The sequence below is a fragment of the Pantoea sp. SGAir0183 genome, from assembly GCF_043545505.1.
Window position 1 is genome coordinate 1,366,908 of the sequence record NZ_CP028053.1, and the last position, 24,230, is coordinate 1,391,137.

21 protein-coding genes are annotated in these 24,230 nt (G+C 54.5%); 12 read left to right on the plus strand and 9 right to left on the minus strand.

What is annotated here, in order from left to right:
* Positions 1-8: 8 nt before the first annotated feature.
* Positions 9-1,472 (plus strand): xylulokinase, encoded by a 1,464-nt coding sequence (xylB, locus tag C1N59_RS06585; protein WP_033740660.1) that lies wholly within the window; start codon positions 9-11, stop codon positions 1,470-1,472.
* 34 nt (positions 1,473-1,506) lie between these two features.
* Positions 1,507-2,787: an MFS transporter gene (locus C1N59_RS06590; RefSeq protein ID WP_033740658.1), complete on the plus strand. Its 1,281-nt coding sequence runs from the start codon at positions 1,507-1,509 to the stop codon at positions 2,785-2,787.
* A 29-nt stretch (positions 2,788-2,816) separates the two neighbouring features.
* Here C1N59_RS06590 and C1N59_RS06595 read toward each other — a convergent pair whose 3' ends face one another.
* On the minus strand, positions 2,817-3,716 hold the full coding sequence (locus C1N59_RS06595; RefSeq protein WP_033740657.1) for a TIGR01777 family oxidoreductase: 900 nt from the start codon (positions 3,714-3,716) through the stop codon (positions 2,817-2,819).
* 183 nt (positions 3,717-3,899) lie between these two features.
* Here C1N59_RS06595 and yfcF point away from each other — a divergent pair, with 183 nt between their 5' ends.
* A complete protein-coding gene (yfcF, locus tag C1N59_RS06600) occupies positions 3,900-4,541 on the plus strand; it encodes a glutathione transferase (protein WP_162286771.1) in 642 nt (213 codons plus the stop codon).
* A gap of 110 nt (positions 4,542-4,651) precedes the next feature.
* Entirely contained in the window at positions 4,652-5,176 is a 525-nt protein-coding gene (gene yfcD / locus C1N59_RS06605; RefSeq protein ID WP_033740653.1) for an NUDIX hydrolase YfcD, read from the plus strand.
* A gap of 317 nt (positions 5,177-5,493) precedes the next feature.
* Here yfcD and C1N59_RS06610 read toward each other — a convergent pair whose 3' ends face one another.
* The 4 genes from C1N59_RS06610 to C1N59_RS06625 form a co-directional block, all read right to left on the minus strand.
* Positions 5,494-6,318: an ABC transporter permease gene (locus C1N59_RS06610; protein ID WP_033740651.1), complete on the minus strand. Its 825-nt coding sequence runs from the start codon at positions 6,316-6,318 to the stop codon at positions 5,494-5,496.
* A 10-nt stretch (positions 6,319-6,328) separates the two neighbouring features.
* Positions 6,329-7,594, minus strand: a complete 1,266-nt coding sequence (locus C1N59_RS06615) for an ABC transporter permease (protein ID WP_394550445.1) — start codon at positions 7,592-7,594, stop codon at positions 6,329-6,331.
* 45 nt (positions 7,595-7,639) lie between these two features.
* A complete protein-coding gene (locus tag C1N59_RS06620) occupies positions 7,640-8,665 on the minus strand; it encodes an ABC transporter substrate-binding protein (protein ID WP_033740647.1) in 1,026 nt (341 codons plus the stop codon).
* 113 nt (positions 8,666-8,778) lie between these two features.
* Positions 8,779-10,041, minus strand: a complete 1,263-nt coding sequence (locus C1N59_RS06625; protein WP_110268194.1) for a 4-aminobutyrate--2-oxoglutarate transaminase — start codon at positions 10,039-10,041, stop codon at positions 8,779-8,781.
* A gap of 117 nt (positions 10,042-10,158) precedes the next feature.
* Here C1N59_RS06625 and C1N59_RS06630 point away from each other — a divergent pair, with 117 nt between their 5' ends.
* Positions 10,159-11,652, plus strand: a complete 1,494-nt coding sequence (locus C1N59_RS06630) for a MocR-like pyridoxine biosynthesis transcription factor PdxR (protein ID WP_394550446.1) — start codon at positions 10,159-10,161, stop codon at positions 11,650-11,652.
* Between the two features lie 265 nt (positions 11,653-11,917).
* Complete coding sequence (locus tag C1N59_RS06635; protein WP_039339690.1) at positions 11,918-13,003, plus strand: ABC transporter ATP-binding protein; 1,086 nt, start codon at positions 11,918-11,920, stop codon at positions 13,001-13,003.
* 55 nt (positions 13,004-13,058) lie between these two features.
* Here the strand turns inward: C1N59_RS06635 and pta are convergent, their stop codons facing one another.
* Both pta and ackA read right to left on the minus strand, forming a co-directional pair.
* Complete coding sequence (gene pta, locus C1N59_RS06640; RefSeq protein WP_006120035.1) at positions 13,059-15,206, minus strand: phosphate acetyltransferase; 2,148 nt, start codon at positions 15,204-15,206, stop codon at positions 13,059-13,061.
* Between the two features lie 69 nt (positions 15,207-15,275).
* Positions 15,276-16,478 carry an acetate kinase gene (gene ackA, locus C1N59_RS06645; RefSeq protein ID WP_394550447.1) on the minus strand — a complete coding sequence of 401 codons (1,203 nt, stop codon included), beginning with the start codon at positions 16,476-16,478 and terminating at the stop codon, positions 15,276-15,278.
* Between the two features lie 333 nt (positions 16,479-16,811).
* Between ackA and yfbV the strand changes: the two genes are divergently transcribed.
* From yfbV to C1N59_RS06660, 3 genes are all read left to right on the plus strand, one after another.
* Complete coding sequence (gene yfbV / locus C1N59_RS06650; RefSeq protein WP_054633417.1) at positions 16,812-17,261, plus strand: terminus macrodomain insulation protein YfbV; 450 nt, start codon at positions 16,812-16,814, stop codon at positions 17,259-17,261.
* 142 nt (positions 17,262-17,403) lie between these two features.
* The gene (locus C1N59_RS06655) at positions 17,404-17,898 is read left to right on the plus strand and encodes a YfbU family protein (protein ID WP_006120032.1); all 495 of its coding nucleotides are present in this window, start codon (positions 17,404-17,406) and stop codon (positions 17,896-17,898) included.
* Positions 17,899-17,911: 13 nt separating this feature from the next.
* Positions 17,912-18,571 (plus strand): sugar phosphatase, encoded by a 660-nt coding sequence (locus C1N59_RS06660; RefSeq protein ID WP_058701322.1) that lies wholly within the window; start codon positions 17,912-17,914, stop codon positions 18,569-18,571.
* A gap of 30 nt (positions 18,572-18,601) precedes the next feature.
* Here the strand turns inward: C1N59_RS06660 and yfbR are convergent, their stop codons facing one another.
* Together yfbR and C1N59_RS06670 are read right to left on the minus strand one after the other, a co-directional pair.
* Positions 18,602-19,201: a 5'-deoxynucleotidase gene (gene yfbR / locus C1N59_RS06665; protein WP_006120030.1), complete on the minus strand. Its 600-nt coding sequence runs from the start codon at positions 19,199-19,201 to the stop codon at positions 18,602-18,604.
* A 70-nt stretch (positions 19,202-19,271) separates the two neighbouring features.
* Positions 19,272-20,489: a pyridoxal phosphate-dependent aminotransferase gene (locus C1N59_RS06670; protein ID WP_033740636.1), complete on the minus strand. Its 1,218-nt coding sequence runs from the start codon at positions 20,487-20,489 to the stop codon at positions 19,272-19,274.
* A 960-nt stretch (positions 20,490-21,449) separates the two neighbouring features.
* Between C1N59_RS06670 and lrhA the strand changes: the two genes are divergently transcribed.
* The 3 genes from lrhA to C1N59_RS06685 all read left to right on the plus strand — a co-directional run bounded on the left by lrhA (position 21,450) and on the right by C1N59_RS06685 (position 24,148).
* Entirely contained in the window at positions 21,450-22,373 is a 924-nt protein-coding gene (gene lrhA, locus C1N59_RS06675) for a transcriptional regulator LrhA (RefSeq protein ID WP_033740635.1), read from the plus strand.
* A gap of 638 nt (positions 22,374-23,011) precedes the next feature.
* Positions 23,012-23,455, plus strand: a complete 444-nt coding sequence (locus C1N59_RS06680; protein ID WP_006120027.1) for an NADH-quinone oxidoreductase subunit A — start codon at positions 23,012-23,014, stop codon at positions 23,453-23,455.
* Between the two features lie 15 nt (positions 23,456-23,470).
* Entirely contained in the window at positions 23,471-24,148 is a 678-nt protein-coding gene (locus C1N59_RS06685) for a NuoB/complex I 20 kDa subunit family protein (RefSeq protein ID WP_006120026.1), read from the plus strand.
* Positions 24,149-24,230 lie beyond the last annotated feature (82 nt).

A 24,230-nucleotide genomic window follows, 5' to 3' on the forward strand; every position in this document is an offset into this window, starting at 1 on the left:
GGAACGACATGTACCTGGGTATCGATATTGGCACATCCGAGCTGAAAGCGCTGATCCTGAATGCGCAGGGCGACATTGTGGCATCTGAACATGCCACCTTGCAGGTGCAGCGGCCGCATCCGCACTGGGCAGAGCAGCATCCGCATGACTGGTGGCACGCCTGCCAACAGGTGATGGCGCGTCTGCGTCAGCAGGCGCCTCAGGCCTGGTCGGCTGTCACGGCGATAGGCCTGTCCGGCCAGATGCACGGTGCGGTGCTGCTGGATGAACAGGGCGACATTTTGCGGCCCTGTATTTTGTGGAACGACACGCGCAGCGCGGCGGAATGTAACTGGCTACATCAGCACCATCCCGAGATGATGCAAATCAGCGGCAACATGATCATGCCGGGCTTTACGGCACCCAAACTGCGCTGGGTTGCGCAGCACGAGCCCGCCTGCTTTAGCCGCATCAGCAAAGTGTTGTTGCCGAAAGATTACCTGCGCTGGCGGTTAACCGGACGGTGGGTGACGGATCCCTCCGATGCCGCCGGGACATTATGGCTGGACGTGGCGACGCGCGACTGGTCAGACGCGCTACTGGCCGCGACAGGGCTGCGTCGCGAGCAGCTGCCTGAAATCGTGGAGGGCAATGCGGTCAGCGGCACGTTGCGACCTGACCTTGCCCGCGAATGGGGCCTGTCGACAGCGGTGATCGTTGCCGGCGGCGGTGGCGATAACGCTACGTCAGCGGTCGGCGTCGGTGCCATCCACCCTGGCGATGCGTTTATTTCCCTTGGGACCTCCGGCGTGATTTTTGTGGTCAACGATCGGCTACGGGCCGATCCGCAGTCCGGTGTGCATGCGTTCTGCCATGCGCTGCCTGGTCGCTGGCACCAGATGAGCGTCATGCTCAGTGCTGCAAGCTGCCTGCGCTGGGTATGTCAGCTGCTGTCGGTCAGTGAAAATCAACTGCTTGAGGACGTGGCTGAGCTGAGCCCAACACAGAAACAGCGGGCCCCACTTTTCCTGCCCTATCTCTCTGGCGAGCGCACGCCGCATAACGACCCTGATGCCACGGGCGCGTTTTATGACCTGCGCCATGAAACCCAGCGCGCCCTCATGGGGTACGCGGTGCTGGAAGGTGTCGCGTTTGGCCTGGCCGACGGTCTGGCCGTTCTGGGCGACGGACGGCAGGACATCACGCAGTTCAGCCTGACTGGTGGCGGCGCACGCAGCAGCCTGTGGGCGCAGCTGATTGCCGATGTGCTGGACTCTCCGGTGGTGACGCATCCGGCCAGCGCGTCCGGCGCGCTGGGGGCGGCGCGACTGGCCTGGCTGGCGACGGGCGGTGATGAAGCGACCGTATGCCGCAAACCGTCCGTGCAGGCGCGCTATCTGCCGGACCCCGAAGTTCGCGCGGTGCTGCAACAACGTCTGGCACGATTCCGCGCGCTATATCACCAACAAGTTCAGACCCGTTCACTGGCCTGATTCACCTGTAACCGAACAGAGAAGGACCATCGTTATGCATGCAACTGCGTACTGGTTTGGCTTGCCCAAACAGCTGATCTGGGGATTCGTCGCCATTGCGATTTTTATGGCAGGAGACGGTTTCGAAATGGCATTTCTGTCACGCCATATCACCGATATGGGCTTCACGCCGGGCCAGTCGGCGCTGGTGTTTACCTGTTACGGTTTAGCGGTCGCGCTTGCCGCCTGGGCCTCCGGCGTGGTGGCGGAACTGATTACGCCTCAGCGCGCCATGTTAATCGGTTTTGTCTTGTGGATTGTTATGCATGCCCTGTTCATGAGCCTGGGGCTGGGACTGCGTAATTATCCCCTTATGCTGCTGTTCTACGGCATTCGCGGCCTGGCTTATCCGCTGTTTATCTATTCTTTTATGATGCTGCTGGTCCAGGTGTTACCGCGTGAACGCCTCGCGGCGGCGACGGGCTGGTTCTGGGCAATGTATTCGGTAGGGATTGGTGTGGTAGGAAGCTATCTGCCCAGCCTGATTATTCCCTCTCTTGGTGAAACCGGGACATTATGGCTGGCGATTGCCTGGGTGGCCTGCGGTGGCGTACTGGCGTTTTTTAGCCTGCGCCATGTGCCGGTCGACCGCTCACGCGTGAACTTACCGATGCGCGAGAAAATGACGGAAATGTCCCGGGCGGTGACCATCCTGTTTACTAATCAGCATGTGTTTTACGCCTGCCTGATCCGCATTATTAATACGCTGTCGCTGTTTGGTTTTGCCATCATCATGCCGCTGCTGTTTGTGGATCGGCTGGGTTTCACCTTGTCGGAGTGGTTACAAATCTGGGCGGTGTTTTTCTTTGTCACCATCTTCACCAATATCTTCTGGGGCATCATGGGCGAGCGGATTGGCTGGATCCGTCAGGTGCGCTGGTTTGGCTGTCTGGGCATGGCGCTCTCCAGTCTGGCATTCTACTATCTGCCCGTTTATGCCGGTCATAACTTCATGGTCGCCCTTATTCCGGCCGTCATGTTGGGGATTTTCGTCGCGGCGTTTGTGCCGATGACGGCCGTCTTTCCCACGCTGGAGCCGCATCATCAGGGCGCGGCGGTCTCGGTTTATAACCTGTCAGCGGGGATGAGCAATTTTGTCGCGCCGGCCATCGCCTCTATGCTGTTGCCGTTTTTTGATATCGTCGGGGTGGTGTGGGCTTATACCGGCTTGTATCTCTTTGCCGGGGTGCTGACGTTTATTATCCGTGTGCCGCAGCCTCATCATGGCGCGCAACGTACAGCGCGCAAGTCAGGGTCCGCAGTAACATCGCAATAGAAGAAGGGGAGCCACAGGCTCCCCCGGCATTACCCCTTAACCACGTCCTTTAAGGCATCATGCAGGTCATACCAGCGGAAGCGAAACCCTGCGGCCTCCAGCCGTTTAGGCAGCACATGTTGTCCACCGAGCACCAGCACCGAGGATTCGCCCATCATCAGCTTAATGGCGCTGGCGGGCGTGCGCATGAAAGCCGGGCGGTGCATGACCTCGCCCAGCGTGGCGGCAAACTGCTCGTTGCGCACCGCATAGGGCGCGACCATGTTATACGGGCCCTGGCAGTCGTCATGATCCAGAAGCCACAGGATGCCGTTGACCATGTCATCGATGTGGATCCACGGCATATACTGTTTACCGCTGCCGAGCGGGCCACCGACGCCGAGCCTGAACGGCAGTTTCATTTTGCTCAGGGCGCCGCCCTCACGCGCCAGCACCACGCCGGTGCGCAGCAGGCAGACGCGCGTCCGGTCACTTTGTGCCGTCAGTGCCAGCTGTTCCCAACGGGCACAGAGCGTATGCGTAAATTCATTCTGGCCGGGATCCTCTTCGGTCAGGACCACTTCACCACTGTTGCCGTAAAAGCCGGTCGCCGACCCCGAAATCAACACGCGCGGCGGCGTGGTGCTGGCATTGATGAGTGAGGCAATACGTTCTGTGATTTGCCAGCGGCTCTCGCACAGTTGCTGCTTATGCGGCTCGGTCCAGCGTTTATCGGCAATCGGTTCACCGGCCAGGTTGATCACGGCATCCACCCCATCCAGCGAATGCTGCTGTGCGAGGCCAGACCAGAAGGCGATATTTTCGCCCAGCGTTTCCCGTGCGGCTACGACATCGCGGGTCACCACGCTGATCGTGTGACCACGCGCCTGTAACTGCGGAATAAGATGGCGGCCAATAAGCCCGGTTCCACCGGTCATTAAGATATGCATAGTGCGGCTCCGTCTGATTTTTTCTTTTTTGCTTACTTCATCATAGAAGAGTCGTTCCCGGCTGGCGTGAGCCGCTTCGTAATTTCGTGCGGTGGCGGCAAACATCGGACCAGCACCGGGTTGTTTTCAGAAATAAAAATCGGTAAACATGATGCACCCCTGTCAGCGATATCGAGGTAGCAGATGAATTACCCCTCCATTACCCTGTGGTCAGATTCATCGTTTTTCAGTCCTTATGTGATGTCGGTTTACGTTGCGCTGACGGAAAAGGGGATCCCTTTTAGCGTCAGGCGCATTGATTTATCCCAAAACCAGCAGCTTGACGACACCTACCGTAGCCTGTCACTGACCTGCCGTGTGCCAACGTTACAGGTTGATGAGTTTATGCTGAGTGAGTCCTCAGCCATTTGTGAATACCTTGAAGAGCGCTTTGCCGCGCCAGAATTTGAACGGCTCTATCCTAAAGATCGCGAGAAACGCGCGCGCGCCCGGGAGATTCAGGCCTGGCTACGCAGTGATTTGCTGCCGATCAGACAGGAGCGTCCCACAGAAGTGCTGTTCGCCGCAGAGCGCTTTGCGCCGCTTACGCCCGCTGCGCTTCAGGCGGCCGATAAGCTGATAAGTGCCGTACAGCGGCTGTTACCGGAAGGGCAGCAAAACCTTTTTGGTGAGTGGTCGATTGCAGATACCGATTTGGCTGTCATGCTTAATCGACTGGCGCTTCACGGTGATCCCCTGCCAACCCGTTTACAGCATTATGCTGAGTTTCAGTGGCAGCGTGCATCGGTGCAGTTGTGGTTGACGGAGAGCGGTAAACATCGCTAGCGATCGGCGCTTGCTCAAGTTGTCATAAGTGATTACCTTACGACACACTATGATATAGATGTGGCAAACAGCGCGTGCATGAAGACACGCTAAACAGGAAAGGGTTACGGATGGTGGATCAAACTGCTGGTGGCGAGATCGAGTGGGTCGATATCGTAAGCGAAGAGAATGAAGTCGTTGCGCAGGCTACGCGCGCGCAGATGCGTGCACAATGCTTACGTCACCGCGCGACCTATATCGTGGTTCACGATGGTATGGGGAAAATACTGGTTCAGCGCCGTACTGAAATCAAAGATTTTATGCCGGGTAAACTGGATGCGACGGCAGGCGGCGTGGTGCAGAGCGGTGAGGATATGCTGGAATCTGCCCGACGTGAAGCGGAAGAAGAGCTGGGTATTGCCGACGTGCCCTTTGCGGAGCATGGCAAGTTCTATTTCGAAGATGAGCACTGCCGCGTCTGGGGCGGATTGTTCAGTTGCGTCTCTCACGGCCCGTTTGCGATGCAGGAAGAAGAGGTTGATGAAATCTTCTGGATGACGCCGGATGAAATCACCGCCCGTTGCGACGAGTTTACCGATGATTCACTCAAAGCGCTGTCGTTGTGGCTGAGCCGCAATAACGAAAACAGCAACTGAGTTTTCTGCTTTGCGAACGCCTTGCCGTTCGCAAAGCATCCTTCCTTCTTTTGCGGCAACGCGCTCCACGAGATGATTGACGGCAGCCTTTTCCTGGCGGGCAGCGTCATTCTTCCTCGGGCGTCGGCTTTCGCTTTTCCGCCACCGCGCCAGTCTGTCTTGACGATGTCTCAGTCAGGTATTGCATTAAGACATTTGATCGTTAACCCATTGTGAGGATCGTGGCTGACATCACGCGCCTGTGCCCGGGATCAATAAAAAATCGCCCTCTCAGTAGAAAGGGCGGTGTGGTGCGTGCGCAAAGCAAGTAAAGAGGATCAGACCGGCTGCGGCTGACGCATTTTTTCGCCACGGCGGCGCAGCACTTCCATCACTATCAGGAGCAACAGAGAGGCCGCAATCATAATGGTGGCTGCCGCTGCAATGGTGGGATCGAGGTTCTCGCGGATACCGGCAAACATCTGAATCGGTAGCGTCCGCTGCGTAGGGCTGGCAAGAAACAGCGTGACGACCACTTCATCAAAGGAGGTCGCGAAGGCAAATAACGCCCCGGAAAACACGCCCGGTGCAATCAGCGGCAGGGTGACTTTACAAAACGCCAGCAGTGGTGAGGCGCCGAGACTGACGGCGGCGCGCGTCAGGTTGGTGTCGTAACTTTTCAGGACGGCCACGACCGTGATCACCACAAACGGGACGCCCAGCAGCGCATGAGCCAGAACCAGCCCGAGATAGCTGTTTAGCAGGGACAGTTTGGCAAAGAAAAAAAACATGCCCACCGCGATGATCACCACCGGTGCCACCATCGGTGAAATGATGACTGCCATCACCAGCGCTTTACCGCGAAAGTCGCCCCGTACCAGGCCCATCGCGGCCAGTACGCCCAGCACGGTGGCCAGCAGGGTAGCCAGCGGAGCCACCAGCAGGCTGTTCATCAGCGCGCCCAGCCATTCGTTAGAATGGAAAAACGCGTCGTACCAGCGCAATGAAAAGCCACTGAGGGGATAGCTTAAAAACGAACTGGCGTTAAACGACAACGGCACGATCACCAGCACCGGCACTATTAAAAACAGCAGGGCGGCTGCACCGTAAAAATTAAACAGGTAACGCCAGACCCGCAGCAGCGTGGAACCTTGTTGTCTCATCATTTGCTCCTTAACGCACCGCAGCTTCAGAAGAAGTGCGGGTAACGCGCGAATAGACCACATACAGTAACGTGACAATGATCAGTAACTGGCTGCCCAGGGCGGCGGCCATGCCCCAGTTCATCGTGCTGTTAGTAAAGAAGGCGACAAAGTAGCTGACCATCTGGTCGTCCGGGCCGCCCAGCAGGGCTGGCGTCACGTAGTAGCCAATCGCCATCATAAACACCAGCAACGCACCTGCGGTGATCCCGGCAAAGGTCTGCGGCACATAGACGCGCCAGAAGGCGACAAACGGATGCGCGCCCAGCGACACCGCTGCGCGGACGTAGCTGGGGGATATGCCTTTCATTACGGCATACAGCGGCAGCACGATAAAAGGCAGCAATATATGTGTCATGGAGATGTAAACCCCCACCCGGTTAAACACCAGGGTGAGCGGGCTGTCGATAAGCCCGGTGCCCATCAGCGTGCGGTTGATTAATCCGCCGGACTGTAACAGCACAATCCAGCTGGCCGTCCGCACAATCAGTGAGGTCCAGAAGGGCAGCAGCACCATAATCATCAACAGATTGGCCCGGTTAGAAGGCTGTTTCGCCAGCCAGTAGGCCAGCGGATAACCCAGCCCCACGCACAATAACGTCACGACGGTGGCCATCCATAAGGTGCGCAGCAGGACGTTGACATACAGCGCCTGATCCGGCGACTGCGCGGTGATTTCACCCGTTCTGGCATCGACTTTATGGTCAAACACCGACAGCAGGTAATAGCTGGTATAAGGCTTTGCTACGCGCTTCAGGGTTTGCCAGGTGGATAACTCGCCCCACAGGGGCTGTTTGTCGATAAGGGTGGCTTTGACGTTAAGGCCATCCTCGGGCGCCTGGCGCGGTACGGCCAGGATCAGGCGGCGAAACGCGTTATCTTCATAACTTAACCGCTTCGCAATCCCCGAAATCTGGCCCTGTTCGCGTGCCGCGCTGACTTCTTTTGCAAGCAGTGCATACAGGCTCTCATCCGGTAGCGCTTTACCGTCCCATTTCGCCAGGGCCTGGCTGGTTTGGGGTAAGGCGTCATTAAGCTCAGGATTGCTCACGCTCATGCTGAGGATAGAGCCGATAGGGAATAAAAAGCACACCACGACGAAAATCAGTAACGGGGCCACTAAAAACAGAGAGCGTTGTGTTTTTAACCAACCTGCCCGGTTGAACGAGTGGCGCAGGCTGAACGCGCGTTCTGTACTTCTGACGGGCGCTGAATCCATCACGGGGTTTTGACTCATGCCGACCTCCTGAAAAGGGGCTGCCGGATCGCGTCCGGCAGCAGGTTATTTCGCGGCCCAGGCGTTAAAACGCTGTTCCAGTTCTTCACCATGCTCCAGCCAGAACGTGGCGTTAACCTGTACGGCTTTGGCCATGTTTTCGGGCGCTGTTGGCAGTTGAGCCAGACGATCCGCCGCCAGCAGTTTGCCTGCTTTGATATTGGCGGGGCCATAAGGAATATTTTCGGCATAGACCTTTTGGTTCTCAGGCTGCAGCGAGAAGGCGATGAATTTCTCTGCCAGCGCTTTATGTTTTGAGCCTTTCACAATCGCCCAGTTATCGAAGTCATACAGGTTGCCATCCCAGACGATTTTAAAGTTATGGCCTTCTGCCTGGGCGGTGCCGATACGGCCGTTATAGGCCGAGGCCAGCGTCACGTCGCCTGATACCAGCCACTGCAGCGGCTGTGCCCCGGATTCCCACCACTGAATATGGGGCTTGAGTACATCAAGCTTCTTAAAGGCGCGATCCACGCCCGCAGGTGTGGCCAGCACCTTATAAACATCTTCACGCTTCACGCCATCCGCCATCAGCGCGATTTCCAGGGTATATTTTGCGCTCTTACGCAGCGCACGTTTGCCCGGGAATTTTTCAACATCCCAAAAATCGGCCCAACTCGTGGGGGCGGTTTTCAGTTTGTTGCCATCGTAGGTCAGTACCGTTGACCAGACGAAGAAACCGGCACCACATTCGCTGACGCTGCCTTTGGCAAAGTCCGCTTTATTGCCAATTTTGCTCCAGTCCAGGGTTTCAAACAGACCTTCTTCACAACCGCGCTCCAGTTCCGGAGTTTCCAGTTCGACGACGTCCCAGCCGATCTGTTTGGTTTCGACCATGGCGCGGATGCGGGCCATCTCACCGTTATATTCGCCTGCTTCGATGCTGTCTTTTCCCGCGGCCATGAACGGCTTATAGAACGCTTTATCCTGTGCGTCTTTATTCGTCCCGCCGAAGGACACTACCGTGAGGGTTTCCGCCTGTGCCTGCAGCGCCACGGCTGCCAGCACCATTGCCGCTATTTTTTTCATCATCCCCGAACTCCTGAATTATTCTTGTCAGGCAGAACTCACTGCCTGGTGTTTGCGTTGCAATCCTGATGCCATCAGCTCAGCTGACTGCGGAACGGGCAGCCAGCCAGCTCAACTTAGTGTTGACCGAGAATGCGGTTCAGCAGATTTAATGCCGTGCGGAACTGCGCATCCGGGATGGTCAGCGGATAAAGGAAGCGAATCACGTTACCGTGGACACCGCAGGTGAGCAGAAGTAAGCCTTCGTCAAGTGCCGCCTGCTGGATGGCTTTGGCGATGTCCGCGCGCGGTTTTCCTGTGCTGTCGCAGAACTCAGCCGCTATCATCGAACCCCGCCCACGCACGTCCGCCAGCGCGTTACAACCCGCGCCTTTCAGCGTTTCGGCCAGTTGCCCGCCCAGTTGCAGGGCGCGCTCGCACAGGTTCTCTTCACGAATCACCTCCAGTACGGCCAGTGCGGCTGCAATGGCAGGAGGACTTCCCGCATAGGTGCCACCCAGCCCGCCGGGTAACGGGGCATCCATAATCTCAGCCCGTCCGGACACGGCCGACAACGGCATCCCGCCGGCCAGGCTTTTCGCCATGGTAATCAGGTCAGGCTGCACATCGGAATAGTACTCACTGGCAAACAGTTTCCCGGTGCGGGCAAAACCACTTTGAATCTCATCGGCAATCAGCAGGATGCCGTGTTCATCGCACAGCTTACGCAGCGCGGTGACGAAGGCCGCCGGTGCGACATTGAAACCGCCTTCACCCTGGATCGGCTCATAAATGATCGCTGCGACCTGCTGCGGGCTGATATCGCAGCGAAAAATCGTTTGTACACTCTCCAGCGCGTCCTCGACGCTACAGCCATGCAGTGCATTCGGGTAGCGGGCATGAAATACTGAGCCAGCAAAAGGACCGAAACCGGTTTTGTACGGGGTCACTTTGCCGGTCAGCGACATCGTCATGTTGGTGCGCCCGTGAAACGCGCCGGTAAACGCGATGATGCCGGGACGGCCGGTCGCCGCGCGGGCAATTTTTACCGCGTTCTCAACCGCTTCCGCGCCGGTGGAGAAAAAGGTGGTTTTAGCAGGGCCGTTGACGGGCACCCGCGCATTCAGTTTTTCCGCAAGGGCGATGTAATTTTCATAGGGCACGATCTGAAATGCAGTATGGGTAAAACAGTCGAGCTGTTCTTTGATGGCGGCGATGACCTTAGGATGACGGTGTCCGGTGTTCAGTACGGCAATGCCGGCACTGAAATCGATGATTTCGCGGCCCTCGTGATCCCACAGCGTGGCGTTTTCAGCTTTCACCGCATAGAAATCGCACATGACGCCCACGCCGCGTGGCGTGGCATTGAGACGACGGACCTGCACTTCACTGTTACTCATAACGCGACCTCGTGGTGTTTGTTTCCATATTGTTACAGTGGAATTTGCCTTCTTGGTTTTAGCGTTTTCAGGGTTTTATAATCCAGAGCCAGTTTTTTTTATTTTGAGGTACCAATTTTGCGAAGCTTACTCGGTGACCTGCTTGCACAACGGCTGGCCGCGCTGTCCGGCGGTACGCTGAATAAGCGACTGTATGACGCGCTGCAGGCGGCGATTCAGGATGGATCCATTGCCACCGCAACACGGCTGCCCGCCAGCCGCGACCTTGCTCGCGAACTCGCGGTCTCACGCAATACCGTACTGGCCGTGTATGAACAGTTGCAGTCAGAGGGGTACTTACAAACCCGCACAGGCAGCGGCACGTTTGTCAGTGCGGTGCTGCCTGAAGAGGTGCCAGGCGGGCCGCTGGTCAGGCCGGTTTCGGCGCCAATGAAGCCCGTCAGGCTGTCCCGTCGGGGATCGCGATTACTGGCAAACAGCGGTGCCGGAAGTCATCAGTGGGGGGCGTTTATGCCCGGCGTACCGGATGTCAGTCACATGCCGCACGACATCTGGCGCAAAATCCAGCTTCGTCTGAGCCGACGCCTGCCCGTTGAGAACCTGAGCTATGCCAGCCACGGCGGCTGCACCGAGCTGCAACAGGCGCTGGCCGATTACCTGCGGGTGATTCGTTCCGTCAACTGCAGCCCCGAGCAGGTACTGGTGACCGCAGGCACGCATCAGTCGCTGGATCTGCTGGCAAAGATGCTGTGCGATCCGGGTGACCGGGCGCTGGTAGAGGAACCTGGCTACTGGGGCATTCGTAACGTGCTGGCGGTGAACGGCGTTACGCTGATCCCTACGCCGGTTGACGAGCAGGGGCTGGTGCTGCCCCCGGAGCAGCCTGACAGCCCTGCGCCGCGTTTAATCTGCGTGACGCCTTCCCATCAGTATCCACTGGGTGCGGTGATGAGCCTGCAACGGCGGCATGAGTTACTGGAGCGTGCGAAGCGCAGCGGCAGTTGGGTGGTGGAAGATGACTACGATGGCGAGTTCCGTTTTTCCGGCAGCCCGATACCCGCGCTGCAAGGGCTGGCGGCGGATGCGCCTGTCATATACCTGGGGACGTTCAGCAAAACGTTGTATCCCGGCATTCGACTCAGTTACATGGTGGTGCCTAAATCCATGGCTACGCGTATGAAAATGGCGCACTCCGAGCTCTATCGCGGCGGTTATGGGCTGGTGCAGCTCACGCTGGCCGCGTTTATCCGCGAAGGGCACTATGCGGCTCATGTACGGCGGATGCGGCAGATCTACAGTCGTCGCCGCGCGGCGCTGGTCGCCGTGATCAGCCAGTCGCTGGGGGCCGACTGGATTGTGCATCACAGCAATGCGGGGCTGCATCTGGTGCTCAGACTGCCCGACAGCATCGACGATGTGGCGTTCAGCGCTGAGCTTGAACAGTGCGGTGTGCTGACGCGCCCGCTGTCTTCCTACTACCTGCAAGGCACGCCGCAGCGTGGGTTACTTTTGGGCTATGCCTGCGTTGACGAAGCGGATATCCCCAGTGCGTTCGCGCCTGTCCTTGCCCGTCTGGAACATCACCTGCAAATCGCCTCAGTTTCTCCCTGAGGCACCACAAGTGTGCAACCTCTTATCTTGCCTGATTCTGTGATCTCATTCACGTTAAGGTAATGTTAAATTTAAAAAGACAATAGAATACAATGGCCTGCAAGAAGGCTTTGCAAGCCCGTTCGTTTTATTTTGTCAAATTCTGCTTGTGCGAATCAGCGGCGTTATGGTAGTGCTAAAAAAAGGCCCGCCAGGATTCGCATGTCAAACGGATGATGCATGAATCGTGCCGAAACCCTTTCCATCCTGTTTTCGAGAGTACGCCATGAGAAATTTTGTCAGTTTCAGGAATATCAAAAAGAGCTACGACGGCGACAAGCTGGTGGTGCGCAACCTTAATCTGGACGTGGCAGAAGGGGAGTTTTTGACGCTGTTAGGGCCCTCAGGATCGGGGAAAACCACCAGCCTGATGATGCTGGCGGGCTTTGAAACGCCCACCGATGGCGAGATTCTGCTGCGTGATAAACCCCTGCACACGCTGCCGCCCCATCAGCGTGATATCGGCATGGTGTTTCAGAATTATGCGCTGTTTCCCCATATGACCGTGGCGGAGAATCTGGCATTTCCCCTATCCATACGTCGCCTGAGCAAAGCGGATATCAAAGTGCGGGTTAAGCGCGTGCTGGATATGATTAAACTGACCTCGCTGGCCGATCGCTATCCTGCCCAGATGTCGGGTGGCCAGCAGCAACGTGTAGCGCTGGCGCGGGCACTGGTTTTTGAACCCAGGCTGATCCTGATGGATGAACCGTTAGGGGCACTGGATAAACAGCTGCGTGAGCATATGCAGATGGAAATCAAGCAACTGCACAACCTGCTTGGGCTGACCATCGTTTACGTCACGCATGACCAGAGCGAAGCAATGACCATGTCAGACCGGGTCGCGGTGTTTAATGATGGCATGATTCAGCAGATGGACAGCCCGAGTAAGCTTTATGAGCAGCCAGATAATGCCTTTGTTGCACAGTTTATCGGCGAAAATAACTGCCTGTTAGCCACACAATCGGGTCAAAAGGGCGAGTATTATCAGGTGGCACTGGATAATGGCGTTCATCTGGACGCGCTGAAAGTCCGACCCAGTTCGCCTGGCAAACGTATCCAGCTCAGCATCCGGCCCGAACGCATCAACGTGAACGCACCAAAACCGGGCGACCAGTCTGTGCAGGCTACCATTCAACAGTTTATCTATCTGGGTGATCATGTCCGCATGCTGACCGACGTGGCCGGGCAGGGGAATTTTATGGTGAAACTGGCCTCATCCGATGTCGCGCCTGAGTGGAAACCGGGGAGCGAGGTTATGCTTTCCTGGCAGCCACAGCATTTACGTGCGCTGGATGTGACATTGCAATAAAAAAAGAGCATGCGGGCTGCATGCTCTTTGTTCTCACTACCGGTCAGGCGGTTTGTTACTGGCCTTCCGCCTGGAGTGACTGAATTGCTGTCAGGGCAATGGTATAGACGATGTCGTCCACCAGCGCACCGCGCGACAAGTCGTTAACGGGTTTACGCATCCCTTGCAGCATCGGCCCGATAGAAATCAGATCGGCTGAGCGCTGCACCGCTTTATAGGTGGTGTTACCGGTATTCAGATCCGGGAAGATAAATACCGTTGCGCGACCCGCGACCTGCGAGTTTGGCGCTTTCGATTTCGCGACGTCTTCCATAATCGCCGCGTCATACTGCAGCGGACCGTCAATGACCAAATCCGGGCGTTTTTCCTGTGCCAGACGGGTAGCTTCGCGCACTTTTTCGACGTCGCTTCCTGCTCCGGAGTTACCGGTCGAGTAGGAGATCATCGCCACGCGCGGATCAATACCGAAGGCTTTGGCGGAATCGGCAGACTGGATAGCAATTTCAGCCAGCTGTTCAGCGGTAGGATCCGGGTTAATCGCGCAGTCGCCATAGACCAGCACCTGCTCCGGCAGCAGCATAAAGAATACCGACGAGACCAGAGAGCTGTTCGGGGCGGTTTTAATCAGCTGTAACGGCGGACGAATGGTATTGGCCGTGGTATGCACCGCACCTGAAACCAGGCCGTCTACCTCGCCACGCTCCAGCATCATGGTACCGAGCACCACGTTGTCTTCCAGCTGTTCCTGCGCCACCACTTCGGTCATACCTTTGTTTTTACGCAGTTCAACCAGACGCGGAACGTAGTTCTGGCGAACCACTTCAGGGTCAACAATCTCAATGCCTTTACCCAGCTCAACGCCCTGTACTGCGGCCACGCGCTGAATTTCATCCGGGTTACCTAACAGCACGCAGGTCGCAATGCCGCGATCGGCACAGATCGCGGCCGCTTTCACGGTGCGAGGCTCATCACCTTCTGGCAGGACGATGCGTTTACCGGCTTTACGTGCCAGCTCGGTCAACTGATAACGGAATGCCGGCGGGGACAGACGACGGCTGCGTTCAGAGGTGGCGGTCAGCGACTCAATCCAGTCTGCATTGATGTAGCCTGCGACATATTCCTGCACTTTCTCAATGCGCTGTGTGTCGTCTACCGGCACTTCCAGATTGAAGCTTTGCAGACTCAGTGATGTCTGCCAGGTATTGGTTTTGACCATAAAGACCGGCAGACCGGTCTGGAACGCGCGTTCGCACAGTTTGGCGATCCGCTCGTCGATCTCGTAGTTACCGGTTAACAGAATAGCCCCAATCTCTACGCCGTTCATGGCGGCCAGACAGGCGGCAACCAGTACATCCGGACGGTCTGCGGAGGTGACCAGCAGCGAGCCTGGACGGAAGTGCTCAAGCATATGAGGAATGCTGCGGGCACAGAAGGTTACCGACTTCACGCGGCGCGTCTGAATTTCACCTTCATTAATGATGCGCGCGTTCAGGTGGCGGCACATATCAATCGCGCGGGTCGCGATCAGATCAAAGCTCCACGGCACGCAACCCAGGATGGGCAACGGGCTGTTGGCAAACAATTGGTCGGGATTGATATTGGCAATGCTGGCCTTCGTGGAATCATCGAAGATTTCAGACAGGTCGGGACGCGTCCGGCCCTGTTCGTCGACCGGCGCGTTCAGCTTGTTAATAATGACGCCGGTGATGTTTTTATTCTTCGCACCGCCAAAGCTGCTTTGCGTCAGTTCGATACGTTCTTTAAGCTGGGCCGGCGAGTCATTACCCAGCGCGGTCACAAACACAATTTCAGCGTTCAGCGTTTTAGCAATTTCGTAGTTAAGGGCGCTGGCAAACTGATGTTTGCGCGTGGGCACCAGGCCCTCCACCAGCACCACTTCTGCATCCTGCGTATTCGCATGATAGCGGGCAATAATTTCTTCCATCAGCACGTCCTGCTGATTGGATCCCAGCAAGGATTCAACGCGTGACATGGGCAGCGGTTCTGCCGCAGGAATACCGGAATTTTTGCGTACGATGCTGGTGGTTTGGTCGGGCGCATTGCCACCGGCGCGTGGTTGAGCAATGGGTTTGAAAACGCTCAGTCGAACGCCTTTACGTTCCATGGCGCGAATAACGCCAAGGCTAACGCTGGTCAAGCCGACGCTGGTGCCGGTCGGAATGAGCATAATTGTACGTGACACGATTGCACCTCTCAGAGTTCACTGGGTGTCAAAATAACACCGTCAGCCTGAGCTGACGGAGAAAGGATATCAGGCGGTAAGACGCGCGGCGTCCCTGGCGATGACTAACTCTTCATTCGTTGGGATAACCAGTGCCGGACGCGTGCCCTCTTTGTTGATGAAGCCCGCTTTACCAAAACGCGCGGCCAGGTTGCGTTCATGATCGAGTTCAAAGCCCAGCAGAGCCAGTTTCTTCAGCGTTAACTCGCGGACCATCGCCGCATTTTCACCGATACCACCGGTGAAGATCACGCCATCAAGACGGCCGTCCATCAGCGCAGTATAGCTGCCGATGTATTTGGCGAGGCGATGGCAGAATACGTCCATTGCGCGTTTGGCATCGTCTTTCGTGGCGTAATTATCTTCAACGTAGCGGCAGTCGCTGGTGACTTCGGTCAGCCCTAACAGACCGGACTCTTTGGTCAGCATCTTGTTGATAGCATCCACGTTCATGCCCAATGTATCGTGCAGGAAGAAGATGATGGCCGGATCAATATCACCGCTGCGGGTGCCCATCACCAGGCCTTCCAGCGGCGTCAGCCCCATGGAGGTATCCACACATTCGCCGTTACGGATGGCAGAAACCGATCCACCGTTACCGAGGTGACAGGTGATGATATTCAGGGTTTCCAGCGGCTTATTCAGCATTTTTGCCGCTTCGTGGGTCACATAGTAGTGGCTGGTACCGTGCGCACCGTAGCGACGCACGCCGTGATCTTTGTAGAGCGCATAGGGCAGCGCATAGAGATAGGATTCTTCCGGCATTGTCTGATGGAAAGCGGTGTCAAAAACCGCCACATTCTTGTCAGACAAATGGGGGAAGTTTTTCATCGCTTCATCAATGCCGATCAGGCCAGCAGGATTATGCAGCGGTGCAAAAGAAGCGGCATCTTTGATACCCTGAACGACAGCGTCAGAGATCACGACCGATTGCGTCAATTTTTCACCGCCGTGGACGATGCGATGACCTATTGCAGCGATTTGTGCCGAAAGCTCTGGTTTTTGTGCCAGAATTGTTTTAACAATGAAATTCAGTGCTTCGCTGTGGGCAGCGCCAGCACCTAAAGGTGCTTCCTGTTTTTGGCCGTCAAGCTTCCACTTGATCTGCGCTTCGGGCAGGTGAAAACATTCAGCCAGACCTGACAGAAATTCGTCTCCGGTGGTGGGATTCAGAATGGCAAACTTAAGGGATGAGCTGCCGCAGTTCAGGACCAGTACTAACTTACTCGACATGGAAGTACCTATTTGTTAAAAGTGGCTAAAAAAAACGCAATCAGACATACAGCGTAGCCTATTGAAGCTGCCAGATTAATGACAAAAGTCATACCCGGGTCAAAATAATGCGTTATACGCAAAAAAAGTTGAGTTTTTACGCATAAATTTTAAATCACGCTTAAAACGGGTCTTATCGCCTCTGTGACAAAGAAGGTTGCGACACTGACGCGACTAAAACGGCGTCAGAATAGCCGGAGTCACCTTTAAAGACAAAAAGATTTGAAGGATGTTACGTAAAGTTGTGTCGTTATAGTTATTTTTCAAAAAATACAGCATTAGTTGAGGCGAGCCATGGCGAATCAATCTAACACGGGCTGGTTCCGGATGTTTCAGCGCGGACAGCATTATATGAAGACGTGGCCCAATGATAAACGTCTGGCACCGGTCTTTCCCGAAAACCGGGTATCATCGGCCACACGTTTTGCCATTCGCTTTATGCCCCCGCTGGCGGTGTTTACACTGACCTGGCAGATCGCGATGGGTGGGCAACTGGGCCCTGCCGTCGCGACAGCGCTTTTCGCCTGCAGTTTACCGATGCAGGGATTGTGGTGGCTGGGCAAACGTTCAGTCACGCCGCTGCCGCCGACGCTTCTGCGCTGGTTTCATGACGTGCGCACCAAACTGGAAGCCGCAGGGCAGGCGATTGCGCCGGTTGAAGGCACGCCAACCTATCAGGCGCTTGCCGATCTGCTGAAGCGCGCCTTTAAGCAACTGGACCGGACTTTTCTGGACGATCTCTAACCTGCAGCGTGCCGAAATATTGCATGTGAATCTGTGGTTAAATCAATGAAAAGCGATGTGGCAACCTCCGCATCGCTCCCCCTGTGTCATCATCCTTCCATCGTATAAAACCTGAACAGCCTCTGGGCTGAGGGAGAGAAAGATGGAAATGACCCACGCACAACGCTTAATTCTGGCGAACCAGTACAAAATGATGGCGATGCTGGAGCCTGAGAATGCGGAGCGCTTTCGGCGTTATCAGACCATTATTGAGCGCGGCTACAGCCTGCAGATGCGTGAACTGGATAAAGAGTTCGGCGAACTCTCTGAAGCCACCTGCCGTACGCTCATCGACATCATGGAAATGCACCATGCGCTACAGATTTCCTGGTCTAATCTGAAAACCGAAGGAGAGATCGATACCCGGCGCCTGGCGTTTCTGGGATTTGATGCGGCTACGGAATCCCGCTACCTTGGCTATGTACGCTTTATGGTGAATACGGAAGGGCGCTACACGCATTTTGATTCCGGCACGCACGGCTTCAATGCACAAACACCGATGTGGGAAAAGTATCAACGCATGCTGGCTTTATGGCAGACTTGTCCCCGCCAGTACCATTTAAGCGTAAACGAGATTGCGCAAATCATTAACGCCTGATGAGGAGTGACGTGTGGAGTACAGTGGTTTTTTGTTTGATTTAGACGGCACCTTAGTGGATTCATTACCGGCGGTTGAACGTGCCTGGTCTAACTGGGGCGCACGTCATGGCATTGCGGCTGATGAGATTCTGGACTTCATTCACGGTAAACAGGCAATCACCTCCCTGCGTCATTTCATGGCCGGTCAGTCAGAGGCCGCGATTCAGGCCGAGTTCCTGGCACTGGAAAAAACGGAAGCGGAAGATACGGACGGTGTGAAGGCGTTACCAGGTGCCCTGGCGCTGCTCACTCAGCTTAATGAACTGCAGATCCCCTGGGCGATTGTTACTTCAGGTTCTGTGCCAGTGGCTCATGCCCGCCACAAAGCGGCGGGCCTGCCTCTGCCTGCGGTCTTCATTACGGCTGAGCAGGTAGCAAAGGGTAAGCCTGAACCCGATCCCTACCTGCTGGGTGCCGAAAGGCTGAAACTGTCTCCAGCCGACTGTGTTGTGGTTGAAGATGCGCCTGCTGGCGTGATCGCCGGGCTGTCGGCGGGCTGTGCCGTCATTGCTGTCAATGCGCCAGACGAGACACCGCGACTGGATGACGTGGCGCTGCGCCTGACTTCACTGACGTCACTAATCATTACCAGACAGCCAGCGGGTAAGTTTGCCTTTCACAGCCAGCCTTAAGTGCAGAGTGGCGGCATCGGGCCGCCCGAATCAGAGCGGTGTATCTTGCGAGATTTCGTCCAGAGACAGGCTAAAGCTTGGGATAAACACCTCAACAAAATAGCTCATTTCAGGCGAGCGACGCTGAGTCAGGGTTTTTTCCAGCCGCGCCTTGGCGAGTAAGAATTCATTGTTGCCTGCCGACAACTCTTCCAGGCATTTAACGTAGGCGCAGAGTGCGTCGGCCTGCTTCACTACCGCTTTCTCATCTTCACTGTGCAGATGTTCATCAATCAGCGGGCGATAAACGTCCTGCAACTCGTCGGGCAGCATCTCAATCAACTTCTGCTGCGCGATTTTCTCAATCTTTTTGTATTCATGGGCAATTTGCGCGTTGTAATACTTCACCGGGGTAGGCAAATCGCCCGTGAGCACTTCACTGGCATCATGGTACAGCGCCATCATCGCGATGCGCTCGGCATTCAGGTTACCGTTAAACTTTTTGTTCTTGATGATGGCCAGCGCATGGGCGACCATCGCCACCTGTAAACTGTGTTCAGAGACGTTTTCGGTCCGCACGTTACGCATCAGTGGCCAGCGGTTAATCAGTTTGAGGCGTGAGAGGTGGGCGAAGAAATGGCTTTGAGTCATGGTCATTCCTGTTTACGACAGGGGAGAGGTTAACTCTCCCCAAAATGACATCAGTATAGATGCAACAGGACTACTGGCGGTAGCCTTGCAGGAAACGGCCAAACTTATTGATGGCCATTTCCAGGTCATCGACGCGCGGCAGGGTTACGATACGCAGATGATCGGGCCACGGCCAGTTAAACGCGGTGCCCTGCACCAGCAGCACTTTTTCCTGTAACAGGAAGTCCAGCACCATCTTCTGGTCGTCCTGAATATTGAATTTTTTGGCATCAATTTTCGGGAACATGTACAGCGCTCCCTCCGGCTTCACACAGCTGACGCCGGGAATATCGTTGATCAGTTCCCAGGCACGCTGACGCTGTTCGTAGAGACGACCACCCGGTGCGATGAACTCACTGATGCTCTGATATCCCCCCAGGGCGGTCTGAATTGCGTGCTGCGCCGGAACGTTGGCGCACAGGCGCATGGAAGCCAGCATTTCCAGCCCTTCTATATAGCCTTTTGCGTGCTTTTTCGGACCATTCAGCACCATCCAGCCCTGACGGAAGCCCGCCACGCGGTAGGTTTTTGACAGGCCGTTAAACGTGACCGTTAACAAGTCCGGTGCCAGTGCGGCAATAGAGTGGTGCTGTGCGGCATCGTAGAGAATCTTATCGTAGATCTCGTCAGCAAATATAATCAGGTTATGCTGACGGGCTATCTCAACCACGTCCATCAGCAGCTCTTTGCTGTAAACCGCACCGGTGGGGTTGTTGGGGTTGATGATAACAATGCCGCGAGTGCGTGGCGTAATTTTGCTACGAATATCATCCAGATCCGGGAACCAGCCAGCGGACTCATCACACAAATAGTGCACGGCTTTTCCGCTCGACAGCGACACGGCTGCCGTCCAGAGCGGATAGTCCGGTGCCGGAACCAGCATTTCATCTCCGCTGTTCAGCAGCGCCTGCATCGCCTGAACGATCAGTTCTGAGACACCGTTTCCAATGTAGATATCTTCTACTGTGACATCGCGCATATCCCGCGCCTGATAATGCTGCATGATGGCCTTTCGGGCGGAATAGAGCCCTTTGGAATCGCAATAACCTTGTGCACTGGGCAGGTTACGGATCACATCCACCAGAATTTCATCGGGCGCTTCAAAGCCAAACGGCGCGGGGTTACCGATGTTCAACTTGAGAACTTTATTACCTTCTTCTTCCAGGCGCTTGGCCTCTTTTAAAACCGGCCCACGAATGTCATAACACACATTGTCCAGTTTGCCGGATTTATCAATTTGAAAAGTCATTTTTGGCCGCCTTAATATGCAGAATCCTTTTGCCTGCCGCTGAAAACAAACCTGCACAATGTACTCTCCTCACGAACACAAAAGAAGGGCGCGAGGTGGTTTTGGCGTCTTCAGCATCTTTGTCTCCGTCCAAACGACGTAATGCATATTACTTATGACCCTGTATGGTTTAAAATTCTGCTTGAGTCATCATTAATGGTTTTTTATGCTGCCTGATAAAAGGCTTTGTTTGGCGCGTTGCTGTTTTTTTTATGCCGACAGGGAACGTAATCGACATAGTGAAATCAGAACAGGCCTAATGCGTCATAAATGAAATAGTTTAATTATGCTTTATTGATGCATAAATTTTGCACGATAGTGCATAGCGTAAGTAGGGTGTGACAGCCGTGCATTAATCGTTAATACGGTTAACTATTTTATCTCTAAGGACTTTTTTTCGTTTTTTGAAGCCAGTCTAAAAAACAGAGAGCATCTTTAGTACAGGTTTACCTGTCTAAAAGTCTTATTCACTGTTTTTGGGCGGGTTGAATGCGCACAGGACGTGCGGGATGTGTTGGAAAATGCGATCCGATCAAAATTTGCAATGCTTTTCATAAAAACATTTCCATTTTGCGGTCAAAAATGATTAAGTATAATTTACTATTTGATGTGATTAAACGCGATACAGCGTGTGTGTATGACAGACCCATTTACCCCGGCGTAATGACTTTTTTGGGGTTGAAAAAGACAACTACACAGCTTCCCGCAATTTTGCATCCAGTGCCTTCGGTACAGAAGTTGTCTCTGTCTTCAGGTCACGGCTTCCGTGTTTTACAGGAACGTGCCGTGCGCCTTCGTAAGTAAATTTTATGTCGGCCCTGTGCTGGGACGGCATGAAGCATCATTACCGCTTATCGCTTTGATAAGCTTGTAATAACACCAGGATAGTAGTTCTTAAAACTCTAATAAGTGAAGAAAAACATGACTAATGCAAATCGTCCGATACTTAATCTCGATCTCGATCTGCTTCGAACTTTTGTTGCTGTTGCGGATTTAAACACCTTTGCAGCCGCGGCTGCTGCGGTATGCAGAACGCAATCGGCAGTAAGTCAGCAGATGCAGCGTCTGGAACAACTGGTCGGTAAAGAGTTGTTTGCCAGGCATGGCCGCAACAAATTATTAACAGAACATGGCATTCAGCTTCTGGGTTATGCCAGAAAAATTCTGCGTTTTAACGATGAAGCCTGCACATCGCTGATGTACAGCAATATTCAGGGCGTTCTGACAATCGGGGCGTCAGACGATACGTCCGATACCATTCTGCCGTTCCTGTTAAACCGCGTTACCTCTGTTTATCCCAAACTGGCCATTGACGTTCGTGTGAAACGCAATCCATTTATGATGGAAATGCTGAATCAGGGCGAAGTCGATCTGGTTGTTACCACCTCCAGTCCGGGTAACTTTACACATCAGGTACTGCGGACATCGCCAACCCTGTGGTATTGCGCAGCGGACTATGTGTTCCAGCGTGGGGAAGCGATCCCACTGGTATTGCTGGATGAACCCAGCCCTTATCGTGATATGGCGATTGACCATCTGAACGAAGCAGGCATTCCCTGGCGCATCTCTTACGTCGCTTCAACGCTGGCAGCGGTACGTGCTGCCGTTAAAGCTGGTTTAGGCGTGACCGCGCGTCCGGTGGAGATGATGAGCCCGGAACTGCGCGTAATGGGTGCAGCAGAAGGATTACCGGTGCTGCCAGATACTCAGTATCTGCTGTGCCGCAACGCGGACAACGACAACGAACTGGCGCTGGCCATTTTCAACGCCATGCAGTCTACCCACGATCCCTACAACATGATCGGCAATGCCGATGGTGCCTTACTGCTGGACGACGAAGAGTAAATCCCGTCTTCTTTCGCAAAAAATGCGAAATCTGCCGGCACGTTAATCTGAGTAAATGCGCCTTTTGTTCTGTAACCGGAACAAGAGGCTTTTTTTTGCTGCTTTTCTGACCCGTGGTTTTCTTTTTCAGTCCTGTTCTGTCAATTACCTGTTCATACTCTGGTCAACAGGGCGAGCGGGGAAGGGAAAGCACGAAGTGGAGATTTGTTGATGCGAATCAGGCTGATAACTGATTAAATTTAACACAAAAATGATAATTCTGTGTTCTGGATCAACAAAATAGCCCTTCTAAAAGCAAGGCAATCCCGCCGAATCCTGTCAAACTATGCGCGTTGATAACGCGATCCACACGTTGAAATACCCGCTACACTGAAATTACCCCTACAGACTGAAGCGATTTAGCTGGAAACACGCGCGTCATATGTTAATAATATGATGCAGGTGTAAAATAATGTTTGGATACTTTTGTCAAAGTTGACAAAAGGTTATAGAAAGGAGTAAAAAACCACATAAAATTGCTGCTTATTGCACAGTAACAGCAAAATTTGTAAGGTTTTTATCCTTCCCTTTGAATCGATGTGGTGAGTTTGCTGCCAGAACCAGAGCAGGATGCCAGCGCCACTTTTGATGAGTAAGCAATGAGTATGTCAACTACCACCGAAATCATCGCTCAGCATTGGGCATTCATCGTTTTTATCGTCATCGCATTTGGCCTCTGTGCGTTTATGTTGACCGGAGGATGGCTGTTAGGCGGCAGAGCTCGTGCCCGTCATAAAGACACGCCTTTCGAATCCGGTATTGAGTCCGTGGGTGATACTCACATCCGCTTATCCGCCAAATTCTACCTGGTGGCGATGTTCTTCGTTATCTTCGACGTCGAAGCTCTCTTTTTATACGCATGGGCGACCTCAATCCGTGAAAGTGGATGGGTCGGCTTTGTGGAAGCCGCAATTTTCATTTTGGTGCTCCTGGCGGGCCTGGTTTATCTGGTGCGCATTGGCGCGTTGGACTGGACTCCTGCACGCCGCCGAATCGTGGTTAAAACTCCCACGGTAAGTCACACCAATCCTCACAAGCAGTAAAAGAGAGGCAATAAGATGGACTATACGCTCACCCGCATAGACCCAAACGGTGGTGAGAACGACCGTTACCCTCTGCAAAAGCAGGAAATCGTCAGCGATCCGCTGGAGCAGCACGTTCATCGCAGCGTTTACATGGGCAAGCTCGAACATGCCCTGCACGACATGGTGAACTGGGGACGTAAGAATTCCCTGTGGCCCTACAACTTTGGTCTTTCCTGCTGCTACGTTGAGATGACCACCTCCTTCACTGCCGTGCACGATGTGGCGCGTTTTGGTGCTGAGGTTATGCGTGCCTCACCGCGTCAGGCCGACTTTATGGTTATTGCCGGTACGCCGTTCACTAAAATGGCCCCGGTGATTCAGCGTTTGTACGATCAGATGCTGGAGCCGAAATGGGTCATTTCCATGGGGGCCTGTGCTAACTCAGGCGGCATGTACGATATCTATTCTGTCGTGCAGGGCGTGGATAAATTCCTGCCGGTTGACGTTTACATTCCAGGTTGCCCACCGCGTCCTGAAGCCTACATGCAGGCTCTGCTGTTACTGCAGGAGTCGATTGGTAAAGAGCGTCGTCCTCTGTCCTGGGTGGTCGGCGATCAGGGCGTTTACCGTGCCAATATGCAGTCTGAGCGTGAACGTAAGCGTGGCGAGCGTATTGCAGTAACCAACCTGCGTACACCAGACGAAGTTTAAGTTAACCGTATGGATGGAATTAGTGCCTGCAGCGACAATACACAAATTAATGCATGGCACCATCCTGACGCCTTCATTTGAG

What these genes read in the sequence shown, in the direction of transcription:
- xylB (WP_033740660.1), top strand. Translation starts at nt 9, where the DNA reads ATGTACCTGGGTATCGATATTGGCACATCCGAGCTGAAAGCGCTGATC.
- C1N59_RS06590 (WP_033740658.1), top strand. Translation starts at nt 1,507, where the DNA reads ATGCATGCAACTGCGTACTGGTTTGGCTTGCCCAAACAGCTGATCTGG.
- C1N59_RS06595 (WP_033740657.1), bottom strand. Translation starts at nt 3,716, where the DNA reads ATGCATATCTTAATGACCGGTGGAACCGGGCTTATTGGCCGCCATCTT.
- yfcF (WP_162286771.1), top strand. Translation starts at nt 3,900, where the DNA reads ATGAATTACCCCTCCATTACCCTGTGGTCAGATTCATCGTTTTTCAGT.
- yfcD (WP_033740653.1), top strand. Translation starts at nt 4,652, where the DNA reads ATGGTGGATCAAACTGCTGGTGGCGAGATCGAGTGGGTCGATATCGTA.
- C1N59_RS06610 (WP_033740651.1), bottom strand. Translation starts at nt 6,318, where the DNA reads ATGAGACAACAAGGTTCCACGCTGCTGCGGGTCTGGCGTTACCTGTTT.
- C1N59_RS06615 (WP_394550445.1), bottom strand. Translation starts at nt 7,594, where the DNA reads ATGAGTCAAAACCCCGTGATGGATTCAGCGCCCGTCAGAAGTACAGAA.
- C1N59_RS06620 (WP_033740647.1), bottom strand. Translation starts at nt 8,665, where the DNA reads ATGATGAAAAAAATAGCGGCAATGGTGCTGGCAGCCGTGGCGCTGCAG.
- C1N59_RS06625 (WP_110268194.1), bottom strand. Translation starts at nt 10,041, where the DNA reads ATGAGTAACAGTGAAGTGCAGGTCCGTCGTCTCAATGCCACGCCACGC.
- C1N59_RS06635 (WP_039339690.1), top strand. Translation starts at nt 11,918, where the DNA reads ATGAGAAATTTTGTCAGTTTCAGGAATATCAAAAAGAGCTACGACGGC.
- ackA (WP_394550447.1), bottom strand. Translation starts at nt 16,478, where the DNA reads ATGTCGAGTAAGTTAGTACTGGTCCTGAACTGCGGCAGCTCATCCCTT.
- yfbV (WP_054633417.1), top strand. Translation starts at nt 16,812, where the DNA reads ATGGCGAATCAATCTAACACGGGCTGGTTCCGGATGTTTCAGCGCGGA.
- C1N59_RS06655 (WP_006120032.1), top strand. Translation starts at nt 17,404, where the DNA reads ATGGAAATGACCCACGCACAACGCTTAATTCTGGCGAACCAGTACAAA.
- yfbR (WP_006120030.1), bottom strand. Translation starts at nt 19,201, where the DNA reads ATGACTCAAAGCCATTTCTTCGCCCACCTCTCACGCCTCAAACTGATT.
- C1N59_RS06670 (WP_033740636.1), bottom strand. Translation starts at nt 20,489, where the DNA reads ATGACTTTTCAAATTGATAAATCCGGCAAACTGGACAATGTGTGTTAT.
- lrhA (WP_033740635.1), top strand. Translation starts at nt 21,450, where the DNA reads ATGACTAATGCAAATCGTCCGATACTTAATCTCGATCTCGATCTGCTT.
- C1N59_RS06680 (WP_006120027.1), top strand. Translation starts at nt 23,012, where the DNA reads ATGAGTATGTCAACTACCACCGAAATCATCGCTCAGCATTGGGCATTC.
- C1N59_RS06685 (WP_006120026.1), top strand. Translation starts at nt 23,471, where the DNA reads ATGGACTATACGCTCACCCGCATAGACCCAAACGGTGGTGAGAACGAC.